Here is a 26,958-nt window from a genome sequence, read left to right on the forward strand (position 1 = left end):
GCGCCGGGGCCGCTGGCGGGCTGCTCGCAGCCGTGCTTCCTCGGCTTCGGCCTCGCGCCGGGCCTGCGCCCGCACGGCTGTGGTACGGGCGGTGCGGTGGAGCTGAGTGAGGCTTCGTGCGGTCATGCTGTGGCAACGCCGCGGCGGTTGAACCGTCATGCCGTCGAGGCCAGACCGGTGACGCTCCCAAAGGAGTGCTGCCCACTCGCCTGGCCTTGTGGGCTGTGTCAGAGGTCGGGCCAGTCGTCCGAGATCACGATCCGGGCCACGTAGATGTTTGGCCCGTCGGCTTCCGGCTCGGTGCCGCCGACGTAGTACTCGGCCAGCCCGATATCGCGGGCCAGCGGCGTGGAGAACCAGCCCGGCCGGCTGGGAACCGGCTGTGCCAGCGGCGGGACGGGGTTGGCGCGGAGCTCGACGAGCAGGTTGGCCACGGCGGAGAACACCGAGGGTGAGGCATCGGGTCCAAGGAGTGGGTAGACGGCCGGCGAGAGCCGGATGCGGTCCTCACCTTCGTCTTCCTCATCCGGCCCGAGCTGGTCGTCGATCAACGGCCCCTCGTCTCACGTGCAGCGAGGCCCTCGCGGACCAGTGCCGAGGCCGAGCGGCCCGGCGCACGGTCGGTTTCGACGGCGGTGCGGGTCTCCTCCGGCAGCGGGTCGGCGTACATCTGGGCCCGCAGCCACCAGCGGCGCAGGACGCCCAGCAGCTCGGTTTCGTCGGCCTCGCCCATCTCCCGGTAGAACTCCATCCGGTCTGCCGGAGGCAGGGCCTGGGCCACAGCGTTCTGCGTGCGGGGCAGCGGCGGGGGGCCGGCGTCGGCGGGATGCACTGTCTGCGCGCTCATGCCCCCATCCTCTCAGCCTCGGCCCGATCCGGGACCGGGCCGGGCGCACTTCCGGTGCTGCGGCAACCCCGTCAGCAACATCAAGGGCGGCCAGTTCGGCGGCCCGGCCGCAGATGCCGCCCGCAGCCGGGGCCCGACCGAGGAGATGTCGGTATCGGTGATCGGCATGGTGTCCTCTCTCCCGGCGACCTCGCCGCCAGCAGGCACGCGATCGGAACGTGCAGGCAGGGCCTACGGGCCCGGGCCGGCCACATGGAGAATCTCCTCGTCAACCGCAAAGCACCAGCTGCCCTCTCCATGCCTGCCAGCGCGGGACAGCGCTACGCCCCCTCGCGTGAGGCCGGTGAGAACAGCGGCTCGATCCCCCGCGGTCGGGAGATCGTCGGATGCCCGTGCCAAGAAGTTTCCGAGGCGCTGTCGTCTGTCATGTAGGCGCGAGGCTGAGCAAGCCGGCGCCGAATGACCGACCACGGCCGATGCCGTTGAGGATCGCGGCGCGCACCATGTCGGGGTCGGTGATGGTGGCGTCGCCCTGGAAGACGGTGATCGCGTGCCGGTGGGCGACGTCGCGGCCTTGGTGCTCGCGGACGACGTCGATGGAGGGGCCGGTGGAGGGGGCGAGGGTGTGGATGTTCAGGCCGTTGCGGGCGGCGCGGGTGTACCACCAGTCGTCGGCGTCCTCCCCCGTCAACGCGCGTCGGGCGGGCGGTAGACGATCGAGCTTGAGCCGGGTCCGTGCACGTTCGCGGTCGGCGAGACTGCCGTACTGGACCACTGCGTTGGCGGCGATCCGGTACTGGATGTGCAGGCCCTCGTGCAGTCGTGCCAGGAATCCGGCCATGTCCTTGACGGCGACGCGGGCGTAGCCGGGGTCGATCCGGTCGATGAGCGGCTGCTGCCGGGTCTGCGCGAGGACCGTGATGCCGGTGTCGGCTTCTTCGAGGCGGTAGAGCAGTCCTCCGGCGGCACGGGCCTGGTCACCGAGCCCGTCTGGTACCAGCCGCATCAGCGTGCGGTGCAGCTGGTTGCCGTTGCGGAGGTCCCGCAGCGTGGCTCGGTTGCGGGTGTTCAGCCGCAGCTGCGTCAGCCACGCGGTACCGGTCGTCGCCGCCGTGGTGGTGAGCGTGGTCATGCGGCAGTCTCCCGTCCGCGGGCGGTAGTCAGTGCTTCGATCCAGCTGGTGCCGAGGCCGGCGCAGAGTTCGGCGGGCAGAGTGAGGGTGGTGACGTACTCGGTCCGGGCCTGCCACGCCCGCTGGTAGGCGTCGAAGGAGACCGGGTCGTCCACCAGCCGGTGGCGTGCCAGGTGCCCGTCGGTGGGCGGCTGGTCGTGGGCGACGTCGACCACCACGGTGGTGGCCCCGTAGGGACGGCTCCGGTGCAGGGGGAAGGCGGCCAGTGCGGCGCCGGCGTCGTCCAGGCCCGCGGCGACCAGCAGCGGTCCCGCCGGAGGGCAGGCTCGTCGCCCCAGGTACAGGGGCCACTGCGGGGCCCGCAGCGCGTCGGTCACCATGGCGATCGTGGCGGTGTCGCCGTCCACCGCGACGGTGAACGCGGCGTCCGACAGGTAGTGCCGCTTGGTGACGACCGTCGCCGTCTCTTCTTTCTTGCGGTCGCCGTTGGCGGACGGCACCGTCCGCTCTCGGGGCAGGCCCCCGCCTACCGTGTGGAAGTCCACCAGCCGTACTCCGGGCCGGTCGGTGCGGATCGTAAACCGCAGACTCCGCAGGTCAAACAGGTCCGCTTCCCGGCTGCGGCCGAGGGCGGCTGCGATCAGACCGATCAACGCCGACCTCGTCGGCCGGGGATGTGTGTCCCGCTCCGTGAACGCCGAATGTTCACCGAACGACTGCAACGGCGCGGACAGGTGGATCAAGATGCCAGGCAAGAACAGCTCCTCGTCGAGATGTGCCCCACCTCCGTGGGGAAAGGGCTGCTACTGAGCGGCAGCGTGGGCCTTGAACAGCGCGTCGACCGCGCCCTGCGTGAGCGCCCCGTAGGAGTCGACCTGCTCACCGAGACCGGTCAAAGTCTCGTCTTCGGCGATCGCGGCGTACCCGGCGAAGGCGATGTCATCGCTGCCCATGAGCCGGTTGACGGCCTTCGCATACGTGGCAAGGGCGACGCGGGAGGGGCGGGCCCAACCGCCGCCCTGCTCGGCAGCCACCGGGCGCTCGAATGCGGCCGCCAGGTTCAGCGGCTGGTCGGTGCGCACCGCCAAGTGCACCAGGTCCGGGACCGTGTGCGGCGCGGTGGTGTTCTTCTTGGCCTGCGGCAGCATGCGGATGAACCCGGCTGCGAACGCATCCACCAAAGCACGCGCGGTGTCGGTGTCGCCGTCCAAGCCGCCGTCGGACAGCAGTTCCCGCAGGTCCAAGACCGCGTACCGGTAGAACACCCCGGCCGCGTATTCGCCGTGGTTCATGTGACCGCTGCCCGTCTCGTCACTGTCGTGGGTGACGTCGTCGACGGCCACGAAGAAGTCGGCCTGCCGCCGGCTGGTGTGTGTGGAGAACCCGTGGGCCAGCTGGCGGGCGGCGTCGACCCCGGCGCCGGGCAGCTCCGAGAGCATCCGCCCGAACAGTGCGATCGACCCGTTGCGGCGGCCGATCAACTCCTTCACCCCAGCCCCCAGTTCCGCCAGGAGCTTCGTGTCCGGCTTACCCTTGGCGACCACCGCCTCGATCCCCTCCCGGTGCTCGACACACAGGTCCGCGATCCCGGCCGCCGTCACCGCCGGCACAAACAGCAAGCTCTTCGTGCCGGCCTTGTCCAGCTTGAACCCGGTCGAAGTCAGCACCTGCTCAGCAGCACCCGCGGCCAGCTCCGCACCCCACCCCCGTTCGCGCAGCTGCGCCTCGACCTGCTGGCCCAGGCGCCGGGTACGCACCGCGTGGATGCCGGTGGTGTCCTCGACGTACTCGCGCAGCGGACGCCCAAGTGCCTGCGACGACAACCGGATCCGGGTCGTCCCGCCGAACGTCAGCGTCTTGGGTGCCCCCAGGTCATCGCGATTGAGATTGGCGTACGGGATGGTCTGCACCGCGTGCAGGCACAAAAAGGTCACCGGGTCTCCCCCTTGCTCTCGTTGTCACTGTCGTGCCCGTCGCCGGCACCCGTATCCGAGCGGTCGGCGCTGGTCTTGGTCAGGGCTTTGTAGTAGGCGGTCGACCAGCGCAGCACCGCCGCCTCCCGCAGGGAGTCGCGGTCCCAGTCCGCCAGGTCGTGCAGCAAGACGCCCCAGTCCATGCGGCCGTCGTCCGCGGCCGCCATCCGCATCACTCCCGGCAGCGCCGCGTGGATGCCGGCCAGGTCCTCCCGCATCAGGGCATGCAGCCGGGCCGCTCGCCGTCCTTCCGGATCCGGCTCGCTCCCGTTGGTCTCGGGCGCATCCAGCCGCCCGAGCACCGCACCGAGATTCCCCAACCGCAGCCGCTCGGCCCGCGTACGAGGCTTCCGCCCGCCTTCCGCATCGGCCTGACCGCCCGCTTCGCCGTGGATCTGGTCGCCGACCTCGCTGCCCCCCTCGGCGGGGCGAGAGCGGTCCTTCGCCGGCCGCGCCTCCGGCTCGTACAGGGCGATCAGTGCCGCCACCGTGTAGTGCGCCCATTCCAGATCCGCCACCGGATCATCCGGCAGCTGCGCTGCCACATACCGGTGCGCCCGGATCGCCTCAGCCGGCGTGCGGCCCAACGCCGACCGCAGGGCCTGCCCCGCCCCGGCATCGCGCCGGCAGGCCGCTGAGATCCTGGCCACGAACCGGTCCGCGTCCGCCAGCCGCCGACCACTCAACGTCTTCGTCTCCCCCGGCGCGCTCACGCCGCCTCCCCATCCGTCGTCGTATCGGCCTCAGTGGTCCTCGGCAGCATGGAGGCGACCTTGCCCTGGTGCCGGACCACCGCCCGCACCGTGCGCGGCTGCTGCGCATCGGTGATCTCCCGCGACAACCGGTCATAGAGCGAGACCGCCAACTGCCCGAACACCGCAACCGCCCGGTCCCACGCCCGCTGCTCCACCAGCAGCCAGAACTCCACTTCAGCCAGCGGCCAGTACGCAGCCAGCGCCCGCTCCCCCAACGGCGACCGGCTCGCATACTCCTTCTTCTCCGGATCACCGGCCGGGACGGCAGTCTCCTTCCACACCTCGTCCACCGCCCACGCCAACCGGTTCGCGCACACCTCCGCACGCTCCCGCGCCACCGCGAGCCGGCCGGCGTTCGCCGCCTCCTCCTCACGGATCAGCCGCAGCACCGCAGGCGTCACCGCCCGATACCAACCCTTCTCCCCACCCGCCTTCTCCCGCTCCTGCTCAAACCCGTACGCCGCGACCCCCACGTGCTCCAGCACCTCAGCCGGCACATCGTGAATCGCGTCCATAACCAGCGGCCTACGCTGCTTACTCCCCGGCCTCCGGTGCAGAATCAGCCCATCCAAATCCCGAAACAACGACCGTCCCACCTGCGCACGCTGCGCATACCGCTGCCCCTTCGACCCCTCCAACCAGTTCAGGTACGGATCCATCACCGGCGGCAACGCACCAGGCCACGCCCACGCGATATACACATCCTCCGCCGCCGACCAGGCCACATTCGGCACCAGCAGCAGCGCGTGCTGTGCACGGCCGGTCAGCAGCGACACCGGCCCCGCCGCCACCGGCAGTTCCCCGCCCGGATCCGGCAGCTCATCGGCCTCCCACGGCGCCACATCCGCGTCGCGATCGACCAGTTCCGTGTCGGGAATCCCCAGCACGATCGTCTCGAAGAGTGTCCTGCCGGTCGGGTGGTACGACACCAGCCCCCGCAACGGACCCACCGAGGCATGCCGCCCCGTGTGGGCCGGCGTCCGCCGAACCGGACCCTGCGGACCCCCCTGCCCGTACCACAACCACGTCAGCAGATGACCAACAGCCTCCACGCCCGGCACCGGAACCGGCACCCCGTCATGGAACGCACCGAACCACGCCGACGACGACGCCGACGCCCGCGTGACCGCCAACTTCCCGATCCCGCTCGTCTTCCGGTCTATCTGCCCAGCACGCCGCCCCTTCGCCACAACGACATCCATCTGCGACGGCAGCCGCGGCTCCTGCATCCACGGCCGCACCGGATCGAACAGCCCAAAACGCCCCGAATACCGGGCGAAATAGGCGTCCACCTCACCGACGTCGAACTGGCCCTGCTCCAGCAAGTCGTACCGACCGACCCCGTCCATCTCATCGAGCCCGGAAACCCGCAGCCCCAGGGCGTACAGGATCCGCAGCAGCGCACACTCAGCAGGCGGCGCACCGACCGCCAGCGACTCAATCCGATGAGCATCCGCCAGCAAGCCACGCAGCCCATACACGCCACGCGTGCCATCGACCATGGTCACCGGAATCCACGGATCAGCCCCAACATCCAGACCAGCGGCAGGCGTTGACGGCTCAGCATGTGTAGTGGTCATCGCTCTGCACCGTACCGGGCACCACTGACAACACCCCCTCCACCCAAGAACGCAGAGGGCAATCAAGCCATAGCCCGCGGATGAGACCGGAAACACCCCCACCTGCGTGGGGGGAGACCGGCCCGCTTCCAAGCGGAGTACGAACGCATCCGGATCACCCCCACCTGCGTGGGGAAGACGTCCCCCTGGCCCGCCCACGCACTGGGCGGGCCGGATCACCCCCACCTGCGTGGGGAAGACCCTTCGTGACCTGCGGCGTTAGGGCTGCTTTGCGTTTTCTTTGTCAATCATGCTGTGGTGCGTGCGTCGTCGACGATACCGAGTACGGGGTGCAGGCGTAGTCGGCGGTCACCGATCGGTGCTGGTTCGTGGCCGGTTGGGGTTTGGTGGTGCGGGAGTCGTACGAGGCCGGTCAGGCGTGGTTCGGATGCCCATGTGGGGTGGGCTTGTTGGTCGGGGGTGAGTTGGGTGAGCCATTTCCCGGCGCGCATGGGTACGGCGTATGACATGAGGGTGCGGATCTGCGCCCGGGTGAGCCGGCCGCGGGCTCCCGGCGTGGGGAGGGGCATGGGCACGGTGTGCTGGGGGTCGAGCCAGATCTGGTTGCCGGTGTCGTGGAACGTCGGGATCAGGTTGACCGAGTTGGCTCCGAGCCGGGTGGTGATCAGGTCCCGGTCGGCGTCGGAGGCCGTCAGCCGGTGGAGGTTGCCGGTGTGGACGCGGCGCGGGGGCGGGATCATCGCGAGGTCGGCGAGGGCGCGGCGCAGGGTGTCGTCGGTGGTGCGGTCGCGGTCGGCGGCCAGGAGCGCGTCGGGATTGCTGCTGGTGAATTCCGGGTCGTAGACGGCGTTGACGAGGGCTTGGACGTCGCCGGGGATGTTGAGGGTGCCGGGGCGTCGGTCGAGGAGTTCCCAGGTGCGCTGCAGTAGCGAGGACGGGTAGACGCTGCCCCAGGTCGGCGGTGCGAAGTTCGGGTCGCCGTCGGTGCCGGCGGGGGTGAGGACGGCCATGCGGGGGTCGGTGCCGGCCCAGGCCGGGCGGGTGAGTCCGGCCTGGGCCCACACCTCGGGGCCGTGGCGGAAGGCGCGGCCGGCCCGCTGCAGCAGCAGGGCCAGCGGCGCCAGGTCGCTGATGACCAGGTCGAAATCCAGGTCGAGGGATTGCTCGATGACCTGCGTTGCGACGATGATGCCCCGCTTCGGGCGAATGGTGGCCGCCTTGTTGACGCGGCCGAACGCGGTCTCCGCCTGCGCCGTGTAGGCCTCGCGCTGATGCGCGGGGAGCCTGGCGTGCAGCAGGTGCAGGTCGACCGTGCCCTCGAGTTCGGCGGCCAGGTGCTGGTAGGTGGCCTGGGCGTGGGCGACGGTCGTGCACATGACGGCCGCACATCCCCCTTCGCGCACCAACGGCTCCAACTCGGCAAGGACCGTGCGCTGCCGGTGCCCGGTGCCGCGGGTGGTGACCATCTCCACCCGCAACTCCCGCCCCCGGTCGGTCCCCACCCGGACACTGGGCACGTGGGTGACGCCGGTCTTGTGGTCGGTGAACGACCACCCCGGATACGCCGGCTCCACCCGCTCCGGACGCGTGTAGCCGGCACCGGACCGATAGGCATTGACCAGCCCGGCTGCACTCTCACCGGTCAGCGTCGCCGACAGCACCACCACCGGCACCTGCCACGCCCCGCACCACTCCAACAACCGCAGCAGCAGCGCATGCGTGAACGCATCATAGGAATGCGCCTCATCGATGACCAACGTCTTGCCGGACAGGCCCAGATGCCGCAACTGCCCAAAACCCAACGGCAGCACCGACAGCAACGCCTGATCGATAGTGCCGGCGTTCAGGTGCGCGAGCAGACCGTGACGGTTGGACTGACGCAACCACCGCGTCGCCTCCACCGACACACCCTCATCGCCGTGCACGACCCGCGTCTCCGGGTCGCTCATCCACTCCATCCCGTGCAACCGGGTCACGGCCCCCGGCAGGTTGTGCTGCGCCCAGCCCTTGAGACGTCCGTGCATCTGGTTCGTCGTCGCCATCGTCGGCAGCGCCACATACACGCCGTGCGTCCCGCATGCCCGCCCCAACAACGACGCCCCGAACAACGCGGCCTCGGTCTTGCCATCACCGGTCGGCGCCGTCACCAGCAACAACCCCGGGTTGCCGCCGAGCATCCGCGGCAGGTGCTCAGCGATGCTCGCCTGCAACTGGTTCGGTTCGGCGATCGGCACGTACGAGAACATGCCGCTGAACGACGACTCCCCCTCCGACACTTCGGGCACCACCAAACCCGCATCCGCCACCAGGTCCTGGGCATGCACCCGCGATTCCGCAGCCCACGCGTGCACCGCGGCGGCATCCACCACCTGGCCCGCGGCATCAACCCGAGCGAGCAGGTGATCCTCCTGGGACACCAACCAATCAGCCAACACCACCAGCCCCGTCACCACCGTGATCACCCCAGCCGGCACCCGCTCCCCAACCCCCGCGACTGCCGGGGCCCCAGTGACCGCCGCCAACACCCGGGCCATCGCCTCACGCTGACCAGCCCACCGCCCCCCACCCAGACCAGGAAACGCCCCCACAGGCCCCGCCACCACATCGGCACGGGTCGGCTCACCGAACCGGCCATGATGCCCGCCGACCACCATGCCCGCCACCACAGCAGCCACCCGATCCCGCTGCCCCTCCACCTCCCAACCAAGACCACCCAGCAGCGACGGCACCAACAACTGCGACGACGCCTCATGCCGCCCCAACGCCGCAGCATCCGCCTCAGACACCTCGGGAAACCCAACCCCCGCCAGAGCAGCCGCCAGATCACCGCGCCCCGCCTGCCACCCCGGAACAGCTTTCCCGACATCATGCAACCCAGCCCAGAACGCCACGACCCGCCGCGCCGCATCCAGACCGACACCCAACGCCTTCGCGATCACACGACGCTGCGACCGCGACAGGTACGCATCCCACAGGACATCGGCCATAACCGCCGTATCCACCAGGTGACACACCAGCGGATAATGCGAACCAACCGGCAGCCCCTTGGACTTACCCCAAATCCGACACTCGAATAGATCGTCAGACACAGCACTCCAATCCAAACCGTCCTACCCTCGAACACTGCTCCGGTTGACCACCTAACAACCATGAGGAACTTGCGGGCCCACGGACCGCAGACACACCCGCGTCACTCACCGGACAAATATGCCCATGCAGCCACGTCCCCCACCCGTAGTGGGGAGCTGGACCAAGGTCGACGACGTCGACGCGGTGGACGGCCACACATACGTGGGGAGAACACCCCGCGCTGGGACCGGTTCCTGACCGACACCGGAACACCCCCACGCACGTGGGGAGGACGTTGCTGAACGTAGAGTTCGACCGCCCTCGGGCGGAACACCCCCACGCACGTGGGGAGGACGCTTCATGACCTGCGACGAAAGGACTGCTTTGCTGTTTCTTTATCAAGCGGCGGGTGGTGTGCGCCCGTCGACGATATCGCCCACGAGCCGCAGGCGTTCGCGCGTCGCCCTTGCCGACTGGTCGCCGACGAACACCGCCCCCGGGAACGGCCTGGGTCTGGCGTTGACCAACCACCGACGAAGAGCGTCGGGAGCCAGCTCTGCCTGCCGGAAGCGGGTTGGAGCATCGCGGCGCGCGGTGCGGGAGAGCACGAAGTGGACGAGGGGCTCCGTAGGCGCAAGCGAAGTGCGTCCAGGGCACCGCCACGTAGCGGCAGGCAGCCGACTGGCGGTGTACATGGGCGGTGGACAACGCCACCGTGGTGATGAGACAGCCGATGGCGGCCAGTGAGAGCAGCGGTACCGCGAGCGCTCGGACTTGCGAACGCCGAGCGGGGTGGCGCGGCCCCGCACCATGATGTGCGACGGTTTCGGTCATCCTGCCTGTCAGTACCAATCCAGGTGCGGGCGGACGATGCGGAGGTGCGCGTGCTGCATCCGCCGCTGGTTGTCGCTCGGCAACGCCTTCATGTCATCGCCGGTGCCGCGCACCTTCGCCGTATCTGCCTGCACAGGCACTTCTCCCCAGCCCCAGGCACGCCCCCAGACAGGCGACCCGGCCGGTCCTACGCGCGCGCCTCGGCCTTCGCCGTCAGTGCGCCGGGCAACTCCGCGCAGGCTGCGCGGAGTCGGTGAGCGAGGTCTGTCCGGGTGTGGCCGGCGGGCTGTGCCACCCAGCCGTCGAGTGCTCGGTGGAACGCTGCGATCAGCATGTCGAACGCCAGGTGGGCGCGTCCGTCGCCGGTTCCGGGGAGGGCGAACCGCCGCTCGACCACGGCGAGGGCGGTACGGCTGGTGCGGTCGCAGAACGCCAGCCCGTGTGCGTCCATGGACAGCGTCCGGGATGCCAACCGGCGTCTTTGCAGGGTGCGTTCGGCCCGTTCTTCGGCGTCCATCCGGTCGATGGCCGCGACGAGGGCGTCCTCGAACAGCGCGATTGAGCGTGCGCCCGTCCGCCGGGCAGTCCTCCAGGACGTCGAGGAAGGCCGCCCACAGGTCCTGGGTCGGTGCCAGTACGACGTCTTCCTTGCTGCCGAAGTTGCGGAAGAACGTCCCCTTGGAGACCTCGACCACGTCGCAGAGCTCGTCCAACGCGCACTGCCCGTCGACCGTTCAGCCCCCGCCGGCCTGCGACTGGGCACCGTCCCCGACCCGGTTCCCGCACCCCACCAGGCCCTGATCCGGGTGACTGCGACCTCGCTCAACCACGGAGAGGTCGCCTTCGGCCTGAGCGGTGCGCCCGAAGGCGCGGTCCTGGGCTGGGAGGCGGCCGGTGTCGTGGAACGGGCGGCCGCCGACGGCTCCGGACCGGCCGTCGGCACGCCGGTCGTGACGCTCATGCCCGACGGCGCCTGGGCCGAACTGCGCGTGGTCGACACCGCGTTGATCGGCGTCGCACCCGAGGGCGCCGACCCGGCCGCGCCGTCGACCATCCCGGTCGCCGCCACGAGTGCCCTGCGCGCCCTGCACCGCGTCGGCCCGCTCCTGGGGCGCGACGTCCTCGTCACGGGGGCCACCGGAGGTGTCGGCCGATACGCCGTGCAACTCGCCCGCGCGGCGGGCGCCCGCGTCGTGGCCCTCGCCGGCGACCCCGACACCAACGGCGAACTGCTGCGCGGGCTGGGCACCCACGAGGTGATCCGCACACCGAAGGAGGCCGGCCGGCCGGTGGACGGCGTGCTCGACATGGTCGGCGGCCCGCTGCTCGTCGAGGCGTACCAGACGCTGAACGAGGGCGGCACGCTCGTCGCGGTCGGGCACTCCGCCAACGCCCGGGAGGACTTCCCGTTCGGGACGCTCTTCGGCGATCAGGGCAGGCACAACGGGTCGATCGTGACGTTCTTCCTGCTCGCCCGCTCCGGCCTGGACCGCGATCCGACCTGGTTGGCCCGGCGCGTCGCCGCCGGCGCACTCGACCCGGGCATCACCTGGCGCGGCGACTGGGACGCCGCGGCGGAGGCGATCGACGCACTGCTCACCCGCGGACTCCACGGCAAGGCGGTGCTCACCCTCGGGTAGTTGCGTGGGCTGGTGATTCACGTATGCGGCAGGCGAGTTGGATGGCGCCCGCCGCCTGGCGTTGCCGGCGTACGGCAACACCACCAGTCCCGCCAGTCACGACGAAGACCGCCGCCGGTCATGTGGCAGGCCCTGCCTCGCCAACACCTGCCTCCGCTCAGCGCGCCGATCCGGGTACGGAAACGGCCGCCCCGGCGAGTGGCGGGGCGGCCGTTCCCTGGCCTCTGTGGCGTTGCCGCGCGCGGCGGCAGGTCACGCCGGCTGGGCGCCGCTCGGGAGTTGCTGGACGGCGTGGACCAGGGGGGCCAGTACGGGCTCGGTGGCTGCCTGGTCGAGGGCCTCGCGCAGGGCGGTGTTGTGGGTGGGGCGGGCCTCTTCCAGGAGGCGCAGGCCGTCTTCGGTGACGTTGGTGTAGATGCCGCGGCGGTCGGTGGGACACAGGTAGCGCTCCAGCAGCCCGCGGTCCTCCAGCCGGGTCACCAGTCGCGTGGTGGCGCTCTGGCTGAGGACGACGGAGTCGGCGACCTGTCGCATCTGCAGGTGGCCGCCCTCGCCGTCGTGCTGGCGGCTCAGCACGTCCAGCAGCGAGTACTCGCGCGCGCTCAGCCGATGCTCGGCCTGAAGCGCACGTTCGACTTTGCCCTCGATGCGTCCGTGCAGCAGCGAGAGCGCCGACCAGCCGTGCGCCAGTGCGGTCATCGCCGGGTCGGTGGCGGTCATGGAAGCTCCCTCAGTCGGGTCCTGCGAGCGGAGGCGTCGACAGGGCGCCTGCCGCGATATCACGCACCTCACTATACCCGCATTTGCCATTAGCCAGCGCGTGCAATTATTGTTCCCGCTTACAAGACGCTCCCGCGCACATCCTGCATCTCAAAGGATCCTCGTCATGCCGCTCGCACTGCTGGCCCTGGCCATAGGGGCCTTCGGAATCGGCACCACGGAATTCGTGATCATGGGGCTGCTGCCCCAGGTCGGCGCGGACCTCGGCGTGTCCGTGCCGACGGCCGGCTTCCTGGTCACCGGCTACGCCCTCGGCGTCACGGTCGGCGCACCGATCATGACCATCCTGGGCACCAAGATTTCCCGCAAGAACATGCTCATGCTGCTCATGGGCCTGTTCATCCTCGGCAACCTCATCTCCGCCGTCGCCCCGGTCTTCGCCGTCATGCTGATCGGCCGGGTGGTGGCCTCGCTGGCCCACGGCGCCTTCTTCGGCATCGGCTCCGTCGTCGCCGCCGAGCTGGTGGCACCGGAGAAGAAGGCCGGCGCCATCTCCATGATGTTCACCGGCCTGACCGTGGCCAACGTCGTCGGCGTGCCCCTGGGCACGTTCGTGGGCCAGAGCGCCGGCTGGCGCGTGGCCTTCCTGCTCGTCGCCGCCCTCGGCGTACTCGGCCTGATCGGCGTCGCCAAGCTCGTGCCCGACGTGCCCAAGCCGGCCGGAGTGCAGCTGCGGCACGAGGTCGCCGCCTTCAAGAACACCCAGGTCATCCTGGCCATGGCCATGACGGTCCTCGGCTTCGGCGGCGTGTTCGCCGCGATCACCTACATCGCGCCGATGATGACCGAGGTCAGCGGCTTCGCGCAGTCCTCCGTCACCTGGCTGATGGCCGTCTTCGGACTGGGCATGGTGGCCGGCAACCTCATCGGCGGCCGCTTCGCGGACCGCAAGCTCATGCCCCTGCTCTACACCTCGCTGGCCGGCCTGGCCCTGGTCCTGCTGCTGTTCACCTTCCTGGCTTCGAGCAAGGCCGCGTCCGTCGTGGCCGTCTTCCTCATCGGTGCGCTCGGCTTCGCCACCGTCCCGCCGCTGCAGAAGCGCGTCCTGGACCACGCCCACGGCGCACCGACGCTGGCCTCGGCGGCCAACATCGGCGCCTTCAACCTGGGCAACGCGCTGTCCGCCTGGCTCGGCGGCCTGGTGATCTCCGCCGGCCTCGGCGACACCGCGCCCAACGCCGCCGGCGCCGTCCTGGCCGCCGCCGCCCTGGTGTTGGCCGTCCTCTCGCACCGGCTGGAGCTGCGGCCCACCCGCGCCACCGCGGCCTCCGCACCGGCGAACCCCGGCCCCGCCGCGACCTCCGACCACAGCGCCGCTCCCGCCGCGGCGGGAGCCGCCCGCTCCTGATCCCCCCGCACCCGCGCCGCACCGGCCGCGTGCCCCCACCCACGCAAGGAACATCCCCATGAGCACCACCACCGTGACCCCGCTGACCGCCGCCGACGCGGAGACCCTCGTCGCCGCCGCGCGCCGAGCCGCCGACGCCGCGGGCGTCCCCGTCAGCATCACCGTCCTCGACGCCGGCGGGCACCTGCTGGCCTTCCGCCGCGACGAGCGCGCCGTGCTCATCTCCGGCGAGACCAGCACGGCCAAGGCCTACACCGCCCTGCAGCTGAACGCGCCGACGGCCGACCTGGTCGACCTGGTCAGGCCGGACGGCCCGTTCCACTCCCTGCCCACCGCGCTGAACAAGCCGCTGCTGTTCATCGCCGGCGGTGTGCCGATCCACCGCGACGGGCGGCTCATCGGCGCCCTCGGCCTCGGCGGCGGCGCCCCCGAGCAGGACCACGGCTTCGCCCGGACCGCCCTCCAGGCGCTCTGACCCCCTCTCGTCCGCGGACCGCTGGCCGGCGTGAGCCGGCCGCCCTGCTCCGCTCCCCAGCAAGACAGCACCGCAGAAAGGCCCCCTGATGACTTCCGTGCCGAACGTGACGCTCAACAACGGTGTGACCATGCCCCAGTTGGGCTTCGGCGTCTTCCAGGTCCCCGACGAGGAGACCACCGCCGCGGTCGCCAGCGCCCTGGAGGCCGGGTACCGCAGCATCGACACCGCCGCGATCTACGGCAACGAGCGCGGCGTCGGCAAGGCCCTCGCCGCCTCCGGCCTCCCCCGCGAGGAGTTGTTCGTCACGACCAAGCTGTGGAACGAGGACCAGGGCCACGACAAGACCCTGGCCGCGTTCGACGCCTCCCTGGACAAGCTCGGCCTGGACCACGTCGACCTCTACCTCATCCACTGGCCCACCCCGGCCCACGACCGGTACGTGGAGACGTACAAGGCGCTGGAGAAGATCCTCGCCGACGGGCGGGCCCGCGCCATCGGCGTCTCGAACTTCCAGATCGCGCACCTGCAGCGGCTCATGGAGCACACCGGCATCACCCCGGCGGTGAACCAGGTGGAGCTGCACCCCGGCCTCCAGCAGACCGCGCTGCGCGCCTTCCACGCCGAGCACGGGATCGCCACCGAGGCCTGGAGCCCCCTGGCCCAGGGCGCGGTCCTCGGGGACGCGGCGATCGTGGGAACCGCCGAGGCGCACGGCGTAACCCCGGCGCAGGTCGTGCTGCGCTGGCACCTGCAGAGCGGCAACATCGTGATCCCCAAGTCCGTCACCCCCGCCCGCATCCGGCAGAACCTCGACGTCTTCGGCTTCACGCTCACCGACGCCGACCTGGCCGCCCTCGCGGGCCTCGACCGGGGCCTGCGCACCGGCCCGGACCCCGACACCTTCAACTGACCCCGCACCTCCCGAAGCGCCCGTCCCGCCCACGGCGGCGGGCGCTCCGGGACGCCGACACCGCCGCAGCTCCACAGCCTCGACGAGGGGAATGCCCCATGCAGATCGATCTCTCCGGCCGCACCGCCCTGGTGACCGGCTCCACCCAGGGCATCGGCCTGGCCATCGCCACCGGCCTGGCCCGCGCGGGAGCCCAGGTCGTCGTCAACGGCCGCGGTGCGGAACGCGTCGCGGAGGCCGTCCGCACCGTACGCGCCGACTCCGGCAGCGAGCACGTCACCGGCGCCGTGGGCGACCTGGCGACGGAGCAGGGCACCGAAGCCGTGCTGGAGTCCGCGCCCACGGTCGACATCCTCGTCAACAACCTCGGCATCTTCGGCTCCGCCCCTCCGCTGGAGATCGACGACGCCGAGTGGCGCCGCTACTTCGAGGTCAACGTCCTCTCCGCGGTCCGCCTCATCCGCGCCTACCTGCCGGGGATGAAGGAACGGGGCTGGGGGCGCGTCCTCAACCTCGCCAGCGACTCGGCCGTGGTCATCCCCGCCGAGATGATCCACTACGGCATGACGAAGACCTCGCTGCTCGCCGTCAGCCGCGGCTTCGCCAAGGCCGCCGCGGGCACCGGCGTCACCGTCAACTCCGTCATCGCCGGGCCGACCCACACCGGCGGCGTCGAGGGGTTCGTCCGCGAGCTCGTCGGCGACGAGCTGCCCTGGGACGAGGCGCAGCGCGAGTTCATGGTCAAGTACCGCCCGCAGTCCCTGCTGCAGCGCCTCATCGAGCCCGAGGAGATCGCCAACCTGGTCGTCTACCTCGCCTCGCCGTTCGCCTCCGCCACCACCGGGGGCGCCGTGCGCGTCGACGGCGGTTACGTCGACTCCATCCTGCCCTGAGCCCTGGCGCCGGCAGGGCTCCCCGCCGGCCCGGCGTCGCCTGCTTCCGAGCCCGGTGGCCGGACCGCTCTTCCACGGAAGGGCGGTCCGGCCCTCGGCCGTATCTACCATTTCCGCAGGTCAGAGCCCCTTTGAAGCAACCTTTCGCGCGCGCTTAACGCGCCCTTGCATTAGCACGCGTGTGCAAGTATCGTCGTATGCAAGCAAGCTGCGAAAGGGCGCACGGGGGAGGCGTCGAGCGGCACACCCCACGCAAGAGAAGGAAGCTCCTGATGAGCCTCAACCACCTGCTGCCCGGTTCCCTGGGATTCGGCACCGCCCCCATGGGCAACATGTTCCGCGCCATCCCCGAGGACGAGTCCCAGGCCACCCTCCAGGCCGCCTGGGACCAGGGCATCCGCTTCTACGACACCGCCCCGTTCTACGGCGCGGGCCTGGCCGAGATACGGCTGGGCACGATGCTCTCCCAGCAGCCGCGGGACTCCTTCGTCCTCTCCACGAAGGTCGGCCGGGTCATCCACGACGAGGTCGAGGACCCCACCGCCCGCGACCTGGGCGAGAAGGGCGGCCTGTTCGAGCACGGCCGCCCCAACAAGATGACGGACGACTACAGCGCCGACGCCACCAAGCGCTCCATCGAGGACAGCCTCAAGCGGCTGAACACCGACCGACTGGACATCGTCTGGGTGCACGACATCGCCCAGGACTTCCACGGCGACCGCTGGCTCGCCCAGTTCGAGACCGCCCGCACCGGCGCCTTCCGGGTCCTGGACGACCTGCGCGACCAGGGCGTCATCAAGGCCTGGGGCCTGGGCGTCAACCGGGTGGAGCCCGTCGAACTCACCCTCGCCCTGGACGAGCCGCGCCCCGACGGATTCCTCCTGGCCGGCCGCTACACCCTGCTGGACCACCGCCAGGCACTGCAGCGGCTGCTGCCCGCGGCGCAGGAGCAGGGCGTCGACATGGTCGTCGGCGGCCCCTACAGCTCCGGCGTCCTGGTCGGCGGCACCCACTTCGAGTACCAGCCGGCCCCGGACCACATCCTTCGGACCGTCGGGCGCATCCGGGAGCTGGCCGAGCGGCACGGCGTGACCGTCAAGGCCGCAGCGCTGCAGTTCGCCCTCGCCCACCCGGCCGCCGCCGCCGCGATCCCCGGCGCCACCCGCCCCTCCCGCATCGCCGAGGACCTCAGCGCCCTGCGCGAGGAGATCCCCGCCGCCTTCTGGCAGGACCTGCGCGAGACCGGCCTGCTCGACCCGGCGGCCCCGCTCCCGGCCGGCGCCTGATCCGCCCGGCACCCCCGCACCCCCGCCCCCCCCACGCACGAAGGTCCCCACCATGGCATCCACTTCCGTGAGCCGCACCGTCCCCGCCTCCCCCGAGGAGGTCTGGAACCTGATCGGCGGCTTCCAGTCCCTGCCCGACTGGCTGCCCTACATCCCGGAGAGCGTCTCCGAACAGGGCGGCCGCGCACGCCGGCTGGCCAACGCCGACGGCGAGGTCATCGTCGAGCAGCTGACGGCGTACGACCTGCAGGAGCGCTCCTACAGCTACGCCATCCTGAAGGCCCCCTTCCCCGTCACCGGGCTACCTCTCCACCCTCCGCGTCCACGCCCTCCCCGGCAGGCCGGAAGCCGCCGAGGTCCAGTGGAGCGGACGCTTCGTCCCTGAGGGCGTGAGCGACGAGGAGGCCGAGGCCCTCTTCACCGGCATCTACCGGGACGGCCTCGACGCCCTGGTCACGGCAGTCCAGGCGCGCTGACCGCCGGCCCGTGGCGGCATCCCGCCACAGGCCGATCGCACTCGCCGACTTCACGGCTCCTTGCCGGAAGCCGGCGAGTGGCATGTCCGCGCACCGGGATCGTGATCCCAACTACCCAGACAATCACCGGAGTTCTCCGCATCGGACTTCCCCCAGGCATCGCCAGACCGGCAAGCCGGCGGGTCCCCGACGGCGCCCCTTCACTGCCGGCTCGGCAGGCGATGCAGTTCCACCTCGGTCAGCCGGCCATCGGTGATCCGCGCGGTCACGTACGTGCAGTACGGCTGGCGCCGGCGGTCCGTCGGCGAACCGGGGTTCAGCAGCCGCAGGCCCGACTCCGCCGTGGTGTCCCAGGGGATGTGACTGTGCCCGAAGACCAGTACGTCGAGGTCGGGGAAGCGGTCGGCGCAGCGGCGCTCCCGGCCCTGGGCGGGGCCGGTCTCGTGCACCACGCCGAGCCGCAGTCCGTCCAGTTCGGCGCGGGCCACCTCCGGCAGCCGGGCGCGCACCGCGGGGCCGTCGTTGTTGCCGTACACCCCGATCAGCCGGCGGGCACGGGACTCCAGCAGGTCCACGGTGGCCGCGTCGGTCCAGTCACCGGCGTGCACGACGACGTCGGCACGCGCCACGGCGTCGAGCAGCTGCGGCGGAACGGCCTTGGCGCGCTTGGGCACATGGGTGTCCGAGGTGAGCAGCAGGCGCAGCGGCACCGGGTCAGCTCTCCTGGGCGGTGGGCCGGACCATGATCTCGTTGATGGCGACACGGGCCGGCTGGGTGACCATGAAGGCGATGGTGCGGGCGATGTCCTCGGCGTGCAGCCAGCTGTCCGGGGGCAGGCCGTGGCCCGCCGTGGCCTGGCCGCCCAGGGTCATCTCCGTCACGGTCATTCCGGGTTCGACCAGCCCGACGCGGACCCCGCGGCCGGTCACCTCCTGGCGCAGGGACTCGCTGAAGGAGCACACCGCGTGCTTGGTGGCGGAGTAGACGCTGTTGTCCCTGCGGGGCACCCGGCCCGCGACCGAACTGACGGTCACCAGATCGGCGATACCGCGCAAGGCCGACTCCGCCGCCCGCAGCAGGTGCGGAAGCGCGGCGTGCGACATCCGCAGCACGGCCTTGAGGTTGAGGTCGACCATCCGCTCCCAGTCCTCGGGATTGCTGTCCGCCACCGCGGCGCGGACGCCGTAACCGGCGTTGTTGACCAGCACGTCCAGGCGGCCGAAGCGCTCCACGGTCTGCTGGACCACCCGCCGCGCCTGCTCGCCGTCGGTGAGGTCGGCGGCCAGCGCGACGGCCGGGCCGCCGCCCTGCGCGCCGATCTCCGCGGCCAGTTCGTCCAGGCGGGCGGCGCGGCGGGCGACGAGGGCGAGGGTGCAGCCCTCCCGCGCCAGCGCCCGCGCGGTGGCGGTGCCGATGCCGCTGGAGGCGCCGGTCACCAGCGCGACGGTGCCGGTGAGCGGTCGGTGGTCGGTGGCGGTGGGCGTCGGGGTGTCGGTGCTGCCGGTGGCCATGATGGCGTGCTGCTCCTCGTCGTCGGGTGCCCCCCCGTTCCAGTCCCGGGACCTTTACCCCGTCCCGCAACTGATGCACCATCACACCCGCAACCATGAGGCATACAGACGTGCTGACATCTCGTCATCCTCGGGCGCAACAGGCAGACATGGGTGGGTGACGGGCAGTTCGACTGTGCCGCCGGGAACGCGGTGCGGGCGGCCCGACAGCGGGTATCACCCGGGTGAATCCGCTCCGCACGCATCCAGGAGCCGCTCATGAAGCACACCCATCCCCAGCCCGGGGACATCGGTCTCACCCAGATATCCGGTGTCACCGGCCGGTTGATCCACTTCGGCGAGTGGATCAACGGAGACGGCTTCGCCGACTACGAACACGCCTTCCTGGTCCTGCCCGACGACCGGCTGCTGGAGGCCGAGCCCGGCGGCGCCCGCATCCGGACGCTCAGCGACCACGAAGACTCCGATGTGCTCTACGTGTGCCCCAACCAGCTCACCGACCAGCAGCGCGACCGGATATGCGCGGCGGCCGAGCACTACGTGGGCGTGCCCTACAGCTTCCTCGACTACCTGGCGATCGCAACCCACCGCATCCATCTGCCCGTTCCGGGACTGCGCCGCTATGTCGCCAGCACCCGGCACATGATCTGCTCCCAGCTCGTCGACCAGTGCTACCAGGACGCCGGCGTCCGGCTCTTCGCGGACGGCCGCTGGCCCGGCTATGTGACGCCGCTGGCGCTCTACACGCTGCTGGCCCACTGACCGGGCGGCGGTCGCGGCACGGCGGGGCACCGGCGGCGACGACAGTGCCGTGACGGCGCCGCGCGGCGCGGGCGCGCCGGGACCTGCCGGCGCGCCCGCGGGGGTGCTCAGGTGCCGGGCTTGCGGCCGTAGACGTACACGTCGTCGCCGTAGTGCAGCAGCGACCAGTACTTCTTCGCGTCGTTGGTGCGCATGTTGACGCAGCCGTACGAGCCGGGGGCGGACCAGACGCTGCCGCTGATCGCGTGGAACGCCTCGCCGCCGTCGAAGAACTGGCTGTAGGGCATGGCCGAGTGGTAGATCGTCGACACATGGTGCAGGTGCCGCCAGTAGACGCGGCTGTGCCCGGTGCGGGTCACCGCGCCCTTGCGTCCGGTGCGGACCGGCACCGGCCCGTACACCAGGCGCCCGCCGTCCTGGATCCAGCTGAGCTGCCGGGTCAGGTCGACACAGGCGATCCGGCCCTTGTTGGTGGGGCACTTGTGGGCACTGTTCGGGTGGCGGCCGGCCGCCCGCTGCTTGGCCACGAGCTGCATCACGTTCCAGGTGACGGGCCCGGCGTAGCCGTAGTTGGGCTTGATGCCGTGGCTGTTCTGGAAGGCCCGGATGGCGCGGCAGTCGGACGTCGACTGACGGCCGTCGACCCGGAGCCCGAGGAACCGCTCGGCCTGCTTCTGGTACGGGCCGCGGAGCCCGTAGCAGCCCGAACTGGCCGCCTGCGCAGGGGAACTCAGGGCCACCGTCAGCGGGAGGGTGAGGGAGGTGAGTGCGAGCGCAGCGCCCGCGCGCCGGCCGAGAGAGCCAGCCGCGGGTCTGCTCAGTCGCTTGAGTATGCGTGGCTTCATGTCCGGTAGGACTCCCGACCCCACCGACCGGTTGCGGACGGCGGTCGGACGCAGCTCCTTATGCGCCAAAAACCGGGGGCCGCGGCGCCCGGCGTTTGCGATCGCAGTGCGGTTCCGCCCGCCAGGCCGCGCGGAGTCGGCGCCCGGAGCCGCCCCTTCCACATGCTTCCGCCGACCGGCCCGCGCTGCACCCGGCGCCCCGACGGTCACGGGTGGCGCTGCTGAAACCCCAGGTCACCTCGGTGCCGAACGAGGCCGGGGAGTCGCGCACCACGAGGGTCCGGAGCACCCCACGGCGTCCGGGACCCGGAATGTCCCGTATCACTACGGGCCGGCCCGGCCGGTGATCGGAAAGTGCTGCAACCGGGCGAAGAGAGACGGTCCATCGGGAACGGGCCAATCTACGGACGGACGCCCCCTGGATATCCCCCTCCCCGAGCACGCTCAAGCCGTGGGCCGACCACGGCGACCATCCGCATGACCTGCCCGGACGCGGTGACACGGCGGTCGATCACTGCACCGGTCCGGCCCCCGGTCGATGGCGGTACCGGGCGGCCGGGCCGGACATGGCGCGATCGACGCGCCCGGTGCGGTGCCCTCCGGGCGACAGCCGCCCGCTCCCTGGGACGGCAGCGGGCCGGGCACCCGGGCCCAGCGGGGTCCCGCACCCGGACGCGACGGCGTCAGAGCACGAACCCGTGCGGGAACGGATCACGGCGATCGAGCACATAGGTGGCGGTGCCGGTGATCCAGGCCCGGCCGGTGAACTCCGGTACCACGGCGGGCAGTCCGCCCACCTCCCCCATGCCGACCAGCCGGCCGATGAACCGGGTGCCGATGAAGGACTCGTTGACGAAGTCGGTGTGCAGCGGGAGTTCACCGCGGGCGTGCAACTGCGCCATCCGCGCCGAGGTCCCCGTGCCGCACGGCGAGCGATCGAACCAACCGGGGTGGATGGCCATGGCGTTGCGGGAGTGCCGGGCGGTGGAACCGGGCGCGAGGAACTGCACGTGCTTGCAGCCGGCGACAAGCGGATCGACCGGGTGCACGGGCCGGTTCTGCTCGTTCACCGCGCCCATCACGGCCAGGCCGGCGGCCAGGATCTCCGTCTTGCGGGCGCGGTCGAACGGCAGCCCGGTCTGGGCCAGGTCCACGATGGCGTAGAAGTTCCCGCCGTACGCCATGTCGTAGCGGATCTCCCCCAGTTCCGGGACGGCCACCGTGGCGTCCTGCTCGACCGCGAACGCGTCCACATTGCGCAGGGTGACGTGCTCGGCGACGCCGTCGCGCACCGCCACCCGCGCCTGCACCAGGCCGGCGGGGGTGTCGAGACGGACCGTGGTCTCCGGCTCGGTGACCGGCACCATGCCCGTCTCCACCAGCACGGTGGCGACCCCGATGGTGCCGTGGCCGCACATCGGCAGGAAACCGCTGACCTCGACGTAGAGCACGCCCCAGTCGGCGTCGGGGCGGGTCGGGGGCTGCAGGATCGCCCCGCTCATCGCGGGGTGGCCGCGGGGCTCGTCGACCAGGAAGCGGCGCAGCGGTTCCAGATGCGCCATGGCGTAGCGGCGGCGCTCGGCCATGGTGGCGCCCGGGATCGGATCGACGCCGCCGGTGACCACGCGGGTGGGCATGCCCTCGGTGTGCGAGTCGACGGCGGAGATCGAGCGGACGGCGCGGGAGTCTCCTTCGCGGTGCGGCATCAGACGGCCTGCTTCTCAAGGGCGGCGACGGCGCGCGCCATGTCGGCCTCGATCCGGTCGCGTTGATCCGCGCTGAGCGGGCCGCGCGGGGGCCGGCAGGGGCCGCCGAACCGGCCGACGCGTTCCATGCCGAGCTTGATGGCCTGCACGAACTCGGTGCGGGAGTCCCAGCGGAACGCGGCGGCCAGCGGCTCGTAGAGGGCCCGGGCCTCCGCCAGCCGGCCATCGGTGGCCAGGGCGTACAGCCGGGCCGACTCGGCCGGGAAGACGTTGGGGAATCCGGCGAACCAGCCGGTGGCCCCCATCAGCAGGCTCTCCACCACCACGTCGTCCGCACCGGCGACCACCGCCAGGCCGGGCGCCCGTTCCTTGATCTCCAGCACCCGGCGCACATCACCGGAGAACTCCTTCACCGCGACGATGTTGTCGATCCCGGCGATCTCGGCGAGCAGATCCGGCGTCAGATCGACCTTGGTGTCATGGGGGTTGTTGTAGACCATCACCGGCAGGCCGACGGAGGCCACCGCCTCGTAGTGGGCGAGCACCTCACCGCGGTTGGCCCGGTACATCGTCGGCGGCAGGCACAGCAGTCCGTCGGCACCGTCCTCGGCGGCGGCCTCGGCCCAGTGCCTGGCCTGGTGGGCGCCGGCGCCATGCACCCCCACCACCACCGTCCCCGCGCCGCCCACCGCCTGGATCGCGGTGCGGGCCACGGTGCGGCGCTCCTCGTCGGTCAGTGCCGCGTACTCGCCCAACGAGCCGTTGGGGCCGACACCGTGGCAGCCGTTGTCGACCAGCCAACGGCAGTGCTCGGCATAGCGGTCGTAGTCCACGGCCAGGCCGGCCGGCGCGGTCGGGTCAGGGGAATACGGCAGCGCGGTGGCGACGATCACTCCACCGAGGCCGCGGGGCTGCTGCGGGGCTGTGCTCATCACTCGCTCTCCTTCGTGGGGGCCGTGGGCGTGGACGGGGTGGATACCGGTGGCGTCGGTGTCGACGTCCGGGGGCTCTGGGCGGGGCGGTGCGGTAGTGGTACCGGTGCCGCGGCCAGATCGCCGAGGCGGATCGGCTGGACGAGGGGCCGGTGGTGCGGGACGGCCACCGGCAGGCCCTCGACCGGCCGTTCCGCGGGGGCCTCGCGCAGCCGTGCGGTCAGCTCGGCGACGGTGGGGCCGCAGACCCGGCCCTGGCACGGTCCGAGACCGGCGCGGGTCCCCAGCCTGGCGACGCGGGTGGCACCGCCCGCCGGGTCGGTCACGGCCCGGGTGAGGGTGGCGTAGTCGGTCTCCTCGCAGCGGCAGACGACGGTCTGCGGACGCAGCCACCGGGGCCAGGCAGCACCGATGGGGTGCGCCCTGGCCAGCCGCTCGGCGAACGCACGGCCCTGGTCGCGGGCGCGGCGGACGGCCCGCAGGGCGGGCGCGGCCGGATCGCCGCCGGCCGCGAACCACCCGGCGAGGGCGCCTTCGGCCCGCGCCGCCTGGGCACCCGCGATCCCGGTGATCTCACCCGCGGCGAACACCCCCGGGACACTGGTGCGTTGACGGCCGTCGACCGCGACGAACCGATCCGCCGGGGACCCCGGCACCGCACCCCGCAGGACGCATCCCGCGGCCACCGGCAGTTCCAACTGCGGGCTGAAACCATGGCTGACGCACAGCGCGTCCACCGCCGTACTGCGCTCGCTGCCCGGCACCACCGACCAGTCCGGGCGCAGCCGCGCGGTGACCACCTCCTCCACCCGCCCCGCACCACGCGCCTCGACCACCGCCCGGCCGCACCGGTAGGCCACCCGATGACGCGTCAAGTCCGCTGCATACCTGAACAGTTCGCCCGTCTTTGCTGTCTGCGCGGCAAGCTCCCACGGCCGCCGGGACCAGCCGCGGGCCAACGTGGCCGAGGTGTTGGCCTCCAGCACTTCGCAGACCCTCGCCCCGGCCTCCAGCAGGGTGGCCGCCACCGGGAGGAGGAACGGCCCGGTACCGGCGACCACCACCCGGTCCCCCACCACCACCCGCTCCCCCTTGGCCAGCGCCTGCGCCGCGCCCGCCGTGAACACCCCGGGCAACTCCCAGCCGGGGAACGGCAGGACCCGGTCATGGGCACCGACCGCCAGCACCAGCGCGTCCGGGTCGAGCACACACCGCCCCCGCCCCGCGCCGTCGGCCGGGCCGGGCAGCAGATGCACACGCGGCGGCCCGGGCTCCCCCGGGTCCCGGCGCTCCAACGCCCACACCGCGGTTTCGGGGCACCAGGTGCACCGCGGATGCCCCAGCACCCGTCGCCGGCGACGGTCGAACGCCCGCCAGCCGTGCTGGAGCCGCTGCGGGCGGACGGCGGCATAGGCGTCGGGGAGCATCCGGTGGTACTGCCCACCGGGATTCTCCGCCGAGTCGACAAGCGTCACCCGGGCCCCGGCCCGCAGCGCGGCCTCCGCCGCCGCCAGACCGGCGGGCCCCGCCCCCACCACCACGACCCGACGCCCCGTCATATCCCGCCTCCATCAGGATGGTTGACGAGCCCCGCGGCACTACGAGCATCCCCCGTGCCGTCGGCGGCCTCCGACGGGCTCCGCCCGCCGTTCCCCCTGGACTGGGTCGTGACCACATCGCCGTCCCGGGCCCGGCGCCGGCAGGCACGCACATCGCGCTCCGATCCCACGGTCACCAGACAGTCGAAACAGACACCGATGCCGCAGAACACCCCGCGCGGGGCACCGGACGGCCCCTGGCGCCAGGCCAGGCGGCCGGCCGCGAGCAGCACCCCCGCGAGGGACTGCCCGGCGACGCCCTCCACGGGCACCCCGTCCACGGTGATCCGCAACGGCTCCTCCCGCCTGCCCACGGCGTCGACCGCCGCCCGGATGCGCCTCGGACTCATACCGCCTCCTCATCGGCCGGGTGCGCCGTCCCGCCCGCCGAACGCTCCGTCGCGCCCAGCACGGCAGGCCGGTCCACCCGGAACGCCGTCGCATCGATCTCCGTCGGCTGCCCCAGCATCAGATTCCGCAACAGGCGCGCCGTACCGACCGACAGGCCGATCCCGGCGCCCTCATGGCCGCCGGCGTGCCAGAGGCCGGCCAGCCGCGGGTCCGCGCCGATGACCGGCAGGTGGTCGGGGACGTAGGGGCGGAAGCCGCCGTAGGCGCGCATCACCGGCACGGCGGCCAGGCACGGGAACAGCCGCAGGGCCTTGGCGGCGATGGCCGACAGCACCTCGGGCCGCACCCGGTCGTCGAAGCCGACGCGGCGGCGCGAGGAGCCCAGCAGGACGCTGCCGGCACGGGTGGACTCCACCACCGCCGAGGTCTGCAACGCCTCGGCGCTGCTGCCGACCGCACCCACGTAGTCGGCGTCGTAGACCTTGTGGAAGACCGTGGGCGGCAGGGGCGTGGTCACCAGGACGTCGCCGCGCCGCGGGCGGACGTCCACCGGGGCGCCCAGCCGGGCGGACAGTTCACCGGACCAGGGGCCCGCGGCGTCGACGAACAGGTCCGCCTCGATCCGGCCTGCCGAGGTGCGCACGCCGGTGAGCGCATCGCCGCGGGTGACCGCCCCCAGCACCTCGCATCCGGTCCACAGCCGCGCCCCCGCGTCGAGCGCGTCCGTGAGCAGCGCGGCGGCCGCGGCGGCCGGTTGGACCTGGGCGTCGTCCGGATAGTGCAGCGCCGCGGTGTGCTCGCGGGTGGCGAACGGTTCGGCCTCGGCGAGCCCTTCGGCGTCCAGGGGCTCGGCCCGTACGCCCGCCGCGCGCTGGGCCGCCGCGAACCGCGACAGCTCCCCGGCTCCGGCGTCGGTGGTCGCGAGGACGATCCCGCCCTTGGGTTCCCATTCCACGGATCGGGCCGTGTCGGGCCGGCGGTCGGCGAGGGCGGCGAGCACCTCGGGCCACAGGCGCCGGGACAACTGCGCCAACTCCAGTTCCGGCCCCGGCCCCTTGTCGGAGACGAGCACGTTGCCCTCGCCGTGCGCGGTGGTGGCCGCGGCCGCGCCACCGCGGTCGACGACCAGGACGTCGAGACCGGCGAGGGCCAACTCCCGCGCGCACGCGGCGCCGACGATGCCGGCCCCGAGCACCGCCACGCGCATCCCGCCCGCTCCGCGCCCCTGGTGCGTTCCGTTCATCGAACCCC

The 26,958-nt window shown here is 71.9% G+C and carries 26 protein-coding genes and 1 pseudogene; 8 read left to right on the forward strand and 19 right to left on the reverse strand.

All coding sequences use genetic code 11. The features are described from left to right. Positions 1-227 precede the first annotated feature (227 nt). The 10 genes from ACIQE0_RS21305 to ACIQE0_RS21350 all read right to left on the reverse strand — a co-directional run bounded on the left by ACIQE0_RS21305 (position 228) and on the right by ACIQE0_RS21350 (position 10,707). On the reverse strand, positions 228-551 hold the full coding sequence (locus ACIQE0_RS21305; RefSeq protein WP_402334432.1) for a hypothetical protein: 324 nt from the start codon (positions 549-551) through the stop codon (positions 228-230). Then, complete coding sequence (locus tag ACIQE0_RS21310) at positions 548-847, reverse strand: hypothetical protein (protein WP_402334434.1); 300 nt, start codon at positions 845-847, stop codon at positions 548-550. Before ACIQE0_RS21310 ends, ACIQE0_RS21305 begins: the two co-directional genes overlap by 4 nt. A gap of 424 nt (positions 848-1,271) precedes the next feature. Next, positions 1,272-1,979 (reverse strand): type I-E CRISPR-associated protein Cas6/Cse3/CasE, encoded by a 708-nt coding sequence (gene cas6e / locus ACIQE0_RS21315; protein ID WP_402334437.1) that lies wholly within the window; start codon positions 1,977-1,979, stop codon positions 1,272-1,274. Then, complete coding sequence (gene cas5e / locus ACIQE0_RS21320) at positions 1,976-2,734, reverse strand: type I-E CRISPR-associated protein Cas5/CasD (protein ID WP_402334440.1); 759 nt, start codon at positions 2,732-2,734, stop codon at positions 1,976-1,978. Before cas5e ends, cas6e begins: the two co-directional genes overlap by 4 nt. 48 nt (positions 2,735-2,782) lie before the next feature. Continuing rightward, a complete protein-coding gene (gene cas7e, locus ACIQE0_RS21325) occupies positions 2,783-3,913 on the reverse strand; it encodes a type I-E CRISPR-associated protein Cas7/Cse4/CasC (RefSeq protein WP_402334443.1) in 1,131 nt (376 codons plus the stop codon). Next, entirely contained in the window at positions 3,910-4,665 is a 756-nt protein-coding gene (gene casB / locus ACIQE0_RS21330; RefSeq protein ID WP_402334446.1) for a type I-E CRISPR-associated protein Cse2/CasB, read from the reverse strand. The genes cas7e and casB overlap by 4 nt, the downstream gene beginning before the upstream one ends. Then, positions 4,662-6,287: a type I-E CRISPR-associated protein Cse1/CasA gene (gene casA / locus ACIQE0_RS21335; RefSeq protein ID WP_402334448.1), complete on the reverse strand. Its 1,626-nt coding sequence runs from the start codon at positions 6,285-6,287 to the stop codon at positions 4,662-4,664. Before casA ends, casB begins: the two co-directional genes overlap by 4 nt. 287 nt (positions 6,288-6,574) lie before the next feature. After that, entirely contained in the window at positions 6,575-9,376 is a 2,802-nt protein-coding gene (gene cas3 / locus ACIQE0_RS21340; protein WP_402334451.1) for a CRISPR-associated helicase Cas3', read from the reverse strand. 822 nt (positions 9,377-10,198) lie between these two features. Continuing rightward, on the reverse strand, positions 10,199-10,324 hold the full coding sequence (locus ACIQE0_RS21345; RefSeq protein ID WP_402334454.1) for a hypothetical protein: 126 nt from the start codon (positions 10,322-10,324) through the stop codon (positions 10,199-10,201). A gap of 53 nt (positions 10,325-10,377) precedes the next feature. Beyond that, positions 10,378-10,707: a hypothetical protein gene (locus ACIQE0_RS21350; protein WP_402334457.1), complete on the reverse strand. Its 330-nt coding sequence runs from the start codon at positions 10,705-10,707 to the stop codon at positions 10,378-10,380. Between the two features lie 7 nt (positions 10,708-10,714). Here ACIQE0_RS21350 and ACIQE0_RS21355 point away from each other — a divergent pair, with 7 nt between their 5' ends. Further along, complete coding sequence (locus ACIQE0_RS21355) at positions 10,715-11,830, forward strand: zinc-binding dehydrogenase (RefSeq protein WP_402334460.1); 1,116 nt, start codon at positions 10,715-10,717, stop codon at positions 11,828-11,830. 252 nt (positions 11,831-12,082) lie between these two features. Here ACIQE0_RS21355 and ACIQE0_RS21360 read toward each other — a convergent pair whose 3' ends face one another. Next, on the reverse strand, positions 12,083-12,550 hold the full coding sequence (locus ACIQE0_RS21360; RefSeq protein ID WP_402334464.1) for a MarR family winged helix-turn-helix transcriptional regulator: 468 nt from the start codon (positions 12,548-12,550) through the stop codon (positions 12,083-12,085). A gap of 166 nt (positions 12,551-12,716) precedes the next feature. On the opposite strand from ACIQE0_RS21360, the gene ACIQE0_RS21365 reads away from it, so the two are divergent. The 6 genes and pseudogenes from ACIQE0_RS21365 (at position 12,717) to ACIQE0_RS21390 (ending at position 18,001) form a co-directional block, all read left to right on the forward strand. Further along, positions 12,717-13,958, forward strand: coding sequence for an MFS transporter (locus ACIQE0_RS21365; protein WP_402334467.1), 1,242 nt, complete (start codon positions 12,717-12,719; stop codon positions 13,956-13,958). Between the two features lie 58 nt (positions 13,959-14,016). Further along, positions 14,017-14,433, forward strand: a complete 417-nt coding sequence (locus ACIQE0_RS21370; protein WP_402334470.1) for a heme-binding protein — start codon at positions 14,017-14,019, stop codon at positions 14,431-14,433. 88 nt (positions 14,434-14,521) lie between these two features. Then, complete coding sequence (locus tag ACIQE0_RS21375; RefSeq protein ID WP_402334473.1) at positions 14,522-15,346, forward strand: aldo/keto reductase; 825 nt, start codon at positions 14,522-14,524, stop codon at positions 15,344-15,346. Positions 15,347-15,444: 98 nt separating this feature from the next. After that, positions 15,445-16,239, forward strand: coding sequence for an SDR family NAD(P)-dependent oxidoreductase (locus ACIQE0_RS21380; protein WP_402334476.1), 795 nt, complete (start codon positions 15,445-15,447; stop codon positions 16,237-16,239). A 272-nt stretch (positions 16,240-16,511) separates the two neighbouring features. Continuing rightward, positions 16,512-17,525, forward strand: coding sequence for an aldo/keto reductase (locus ACIQE0_RS21385; RefSeq protein WP_402334479.1), 1,014 nt, complete (start codon positions 16,512-16,514; stop codon positions 17,523-17,525). A gap of 52 nt (positions 17,526-17,577) precedes the next feature. Further along, positions 17,578-18,001: pseudogene (locus ACIQE0_RS21390) on the forward strand (SRPBCC family protein). A gap of 200 nt (positions 18,002-18,201) precedes the next feature. Here ACIQE0_RS21390 and ACIQE0_RS21395 read toward each other — a convergent pair. Both ACIQE0_RS21395 and ACIQE0_RS21400 read right to left on the reverse strand, forming a co-directional pair. Continuing rightward, positions 18,202-18,705, reverse strand: coding sequence for a metallophosphoesterase family protein (locus ACIQE0_RS21395; protein ID WP_402334743.1), 504 nt, complete (start codon positions 18,703-18,705; stop codon positions 18,202-18,204). Positions 18,706-18,715: 10 nt separating this feature from the next. Then, entirely contained in the window at positions 18,716-19,513 is a 798-nt protein-coding gene (locus ACIQE0_RS21400; RefSeq protein WP_402334481.1) for an SDR family oxidoreductase, read from the reverse strand. A 258-nt stretch (positions 19,514-19,771) separates the two neighbouring features. Between ACIQE0_RS21400 and ACIQE0_RS21405 the strand changes: the two genes are divergently transcribed. Continuing rightward, a complete protein-coding gene (locus ACIQE0_RS21405) occupies positions 19,772-20,275 on the forward strand; it encodes a hypothetical protein (protein WP_366330427.1) in 504 nt (167 codons plus the stop codon). A gap of 107 nt (positions 20,276-20,382) precedes the next feature. Here ACIQE0_RS21405 and ACIQE0_RS21410 read toward each other — a convergent pair whose 3' ends face one another. The 6 genes from ACIQE0_RS21410 to ACIQE0_RS21435 all read right to left on the reverse strand — a co-directional run bounded on the left by ACIQE0_RS21410 (position 20,383) and on the right by ACIQE0_RS21435 (position 26,950). After that, entirely contained in the window at positions 20,383-21,120 is a 738-nt protein-coding gene (locus tag ACIQE0_RS21410; protein ID WP_366330428.1) for a L,D-transpeptidase family protein, read from the reverse strand. A 683-nt stretch (positions 21,121-21,803) separates the two neighbouring features. Then, positions 21,804-22,826 (reverse strand): proline racemase family protein, encoded by a 1,023-nt coding sequence (locus tag ACIQE0_RS21415; protein WP_402334484.1) that lies wholly within the window; start codon positions 22,824-22,826, stop codon positions 21,804-21,806. Then, positions 22,826-23,758 (reverse strand): dihydrodipicolinate synthase family protein, encoded by a 933-nt coding sequence (locus ACIQE0_RS21420; RefSeq protein ID WP_366330430.1) that lies wholly within the window; start codon positions 23,756-23,758, stop codon positions 22,826-22,828. Before ACIQE0_RS21420 ends, ACIQE0_RS21415 begins: the two co-directional genes overlap by 1 nt. Then, on the reverse strand, positions 23,758-25,317 hold the full coding sequence (locus ACIQE0_RS21425; RefSeq protein ID WP_402334487.1) for an FAD-dependent oxidoreductase: 1,560 nt from the start codon (positions 25,315-25,317) through the stop codon (positions 23,758-23,760). Before ACIQE0_RS21425 ends, ACIQE0_RS21420 begins: the two co-directional genes overlap by 1 nt. Further along, positions 25,314-25,706 (reverse strand): (2Fe-2S)-binding protein, encoded by a 393-nt coding sequence (locus tag ACIQE0_RS21430; RefSeq protein ID WP_402334490.1) that lies wholly within the window; start codon positions 25,704-25,706, stop codon positions 25,314-25,316. Before ACIQE0_RS21430 ends, ACIQE0_RS21425 begins: the two co-directional genes overlap by 4 nt. Further along, positions 25,703-26,950, reverse strand: coding sequence for an NAD(P)/FAD-dependent oxidoreductase (locus ACIQE0_RS21435; RefSeq protein ID WP_402334493.1), 1,248 nt, complete (start codon positions 26,948-26,950; stop codon positions 25,703-25,705). Before ACIQE0_RS21435 ends, ACIQE0_RS21430 begins: the two co-directional genes overlap by 4 nt. Between the last annotated feature and the right edge of the window lie 8 nt (positions 26,951-26,958).

Origin of the sequence: Streptomyces sp. NPDC093097 (genome assembly GCF_044754325.1) — a bacterium.
Lineage (GTDB): Bacteria > Actinomycetota > Actinomycetes > Streptomycetales > Streptomycetaceae > Streptomyces.

What these genes read in the sequence shown, in the direction of transcription:
- ACIQE0_RS21310 (WP_402334434.1), bottom strand. Translation starts at nt 847, where the DNA reads ATGAGCGCGCAGACAGTGCATCCCGCCGACGCCGGCCCCCCGCCGCTG.
- cas6e (WP_402334437.1), bottom strand. Translation starts at nt 1,979, where the DNA reads ATGACCACGCTCACCACCACGGCGGCGACGACCGGTACCGCGTGGCTG.
- casA (WP_402334448.1), bottom strand. Translation starts at nt 6,287, where the DNA reads ATGACCACTACACATGCTGAGCCGTCAACGCCTGCCGCTGGTCTGGAT.
- ACIQE0_RS21350 (WP_402334457.1), bottom strand. Translation starts at nt 10,707, where the DNA reads ATGGACGCCGAAGAACGGGCCGAACGCACCCTGCAAAGACGCCGGTTG.
- ACIQE0_RS21355 (WP_402334460.1), top strand. Translation starts at nt 10,715, where the DNA reads ATGGCCGCGACGAGGGCGTCCTCGAACAGCGCGATTGAGCGTGCGCCC.
- ACIQE0_RS21360 (WP_402334464.1), bottom strand. Translation starts at nt 12,550, where the DNA reads ATGACCGCCACCGACCCGGCGATGACCGCACTGGCGCACGGCTGGTCG.
- ACIQE0_RS21365 (WP_402334467.1), top strand. Translation starts at nt 12,717, where the DNA reads ATGCCGCTCGCACTGCTGGCCCTGGCCATAGGGGCCTTCGGAATCGGC.
- ACIQE0_RS21370 (WP_402334470.1), top strand. Translation starts at nt 14,017, where the DNA reads ATGAGCACCACCACCGTGACCCCGCTGACCGCCGCCGACGCGGAGACC.
- ACIQE0_RS21375 (WP_402334473.1), top strand. Translation starts at nt 14,522, where the DNA reads ATGACTTCCGTGCCGAACGTGACGCTCAACAACGGTGTGACCATGCCC.
- ACIQE0_RS21380 (WP_402334476.1), top strand. Translation starts at nt 15,445, where the DNA reads ATGCAGATCGATCTCTCCGGCCGCACCGCCCTGGTGACCGGCTCCACC.
- ACIQE0_RS21385 (WP_402334479.1), top strand. Translation starts at nt 16,512, where the DNA reads ATGAGCCTCAACCACCTGCTGCCCGGTTCCCTGGGATTCGGCACCGCC.
- ACIQE0_RS21400 (WP_402334481.1), bottom strand. Translation starts at nt 19,513, where the DNA reads ATGGCCACCGGCAGCACCGACACCCCGACGCCCACCGCCACCGACCAC.
- ACIQE0_RS21405 (WP_366330427.1), top strand. Translation starts at nt 19,772, where the DNA reads ATGAAGCACACCCATCCCCAGCCCGGGGACATCGGTCTCACCCAGATA.
- ACIQE0_RS21410 (WP_366330428.1), bottom strand. Translation starts at nt 21,120, where the DNA reads ATGAAGCCACGCATACTCAAGCGACTGAGCAGACCCGCGGCTGGCTCT.
- ACIQE0_RS21415 (WP_402334484.1), bottom strand. Translation starts at nt 22,826, where the DNA reads ATGCCGCACCGCGAAGGAGACTCCCGCGCCGTCCGCTCGATCTCCGCC.
- ACIQE0_RS21420 (WP_366330430.1), bottom strand. Translation starts at nt 23,758, where the DNA reads ATGAGCACAGCCCCGCAGCAGCCCCGCGGCCTCGGTGGAGTGATCGTC.
- ACIQE0_RS21425 (WP_402334487.1), bottom strand. Translation starts at nt 25,317, where the DNA reads ATGACGGGGCGTCGGGTCGTGGTGGTGGGGGCGGGGCCCGCCGGTCTG.
- ACIQE0_RS21430 (WP_402334490.1), bottom strand. Translation starts at nt 25,706, where the DNA reads ATGAGTCCGAGGCGCATCCGGGCGGCGGTCGACGCCGTGGGCAGGCGG.
- ACIQE0_RS21435 (WP_402334493.1), bottom strand. Translation starts at nt 26,950, where the DNA reads ATGAACGGAACGCACCAGGGGCGCGGAGCGGGCGGGATGCGCGTGGCG.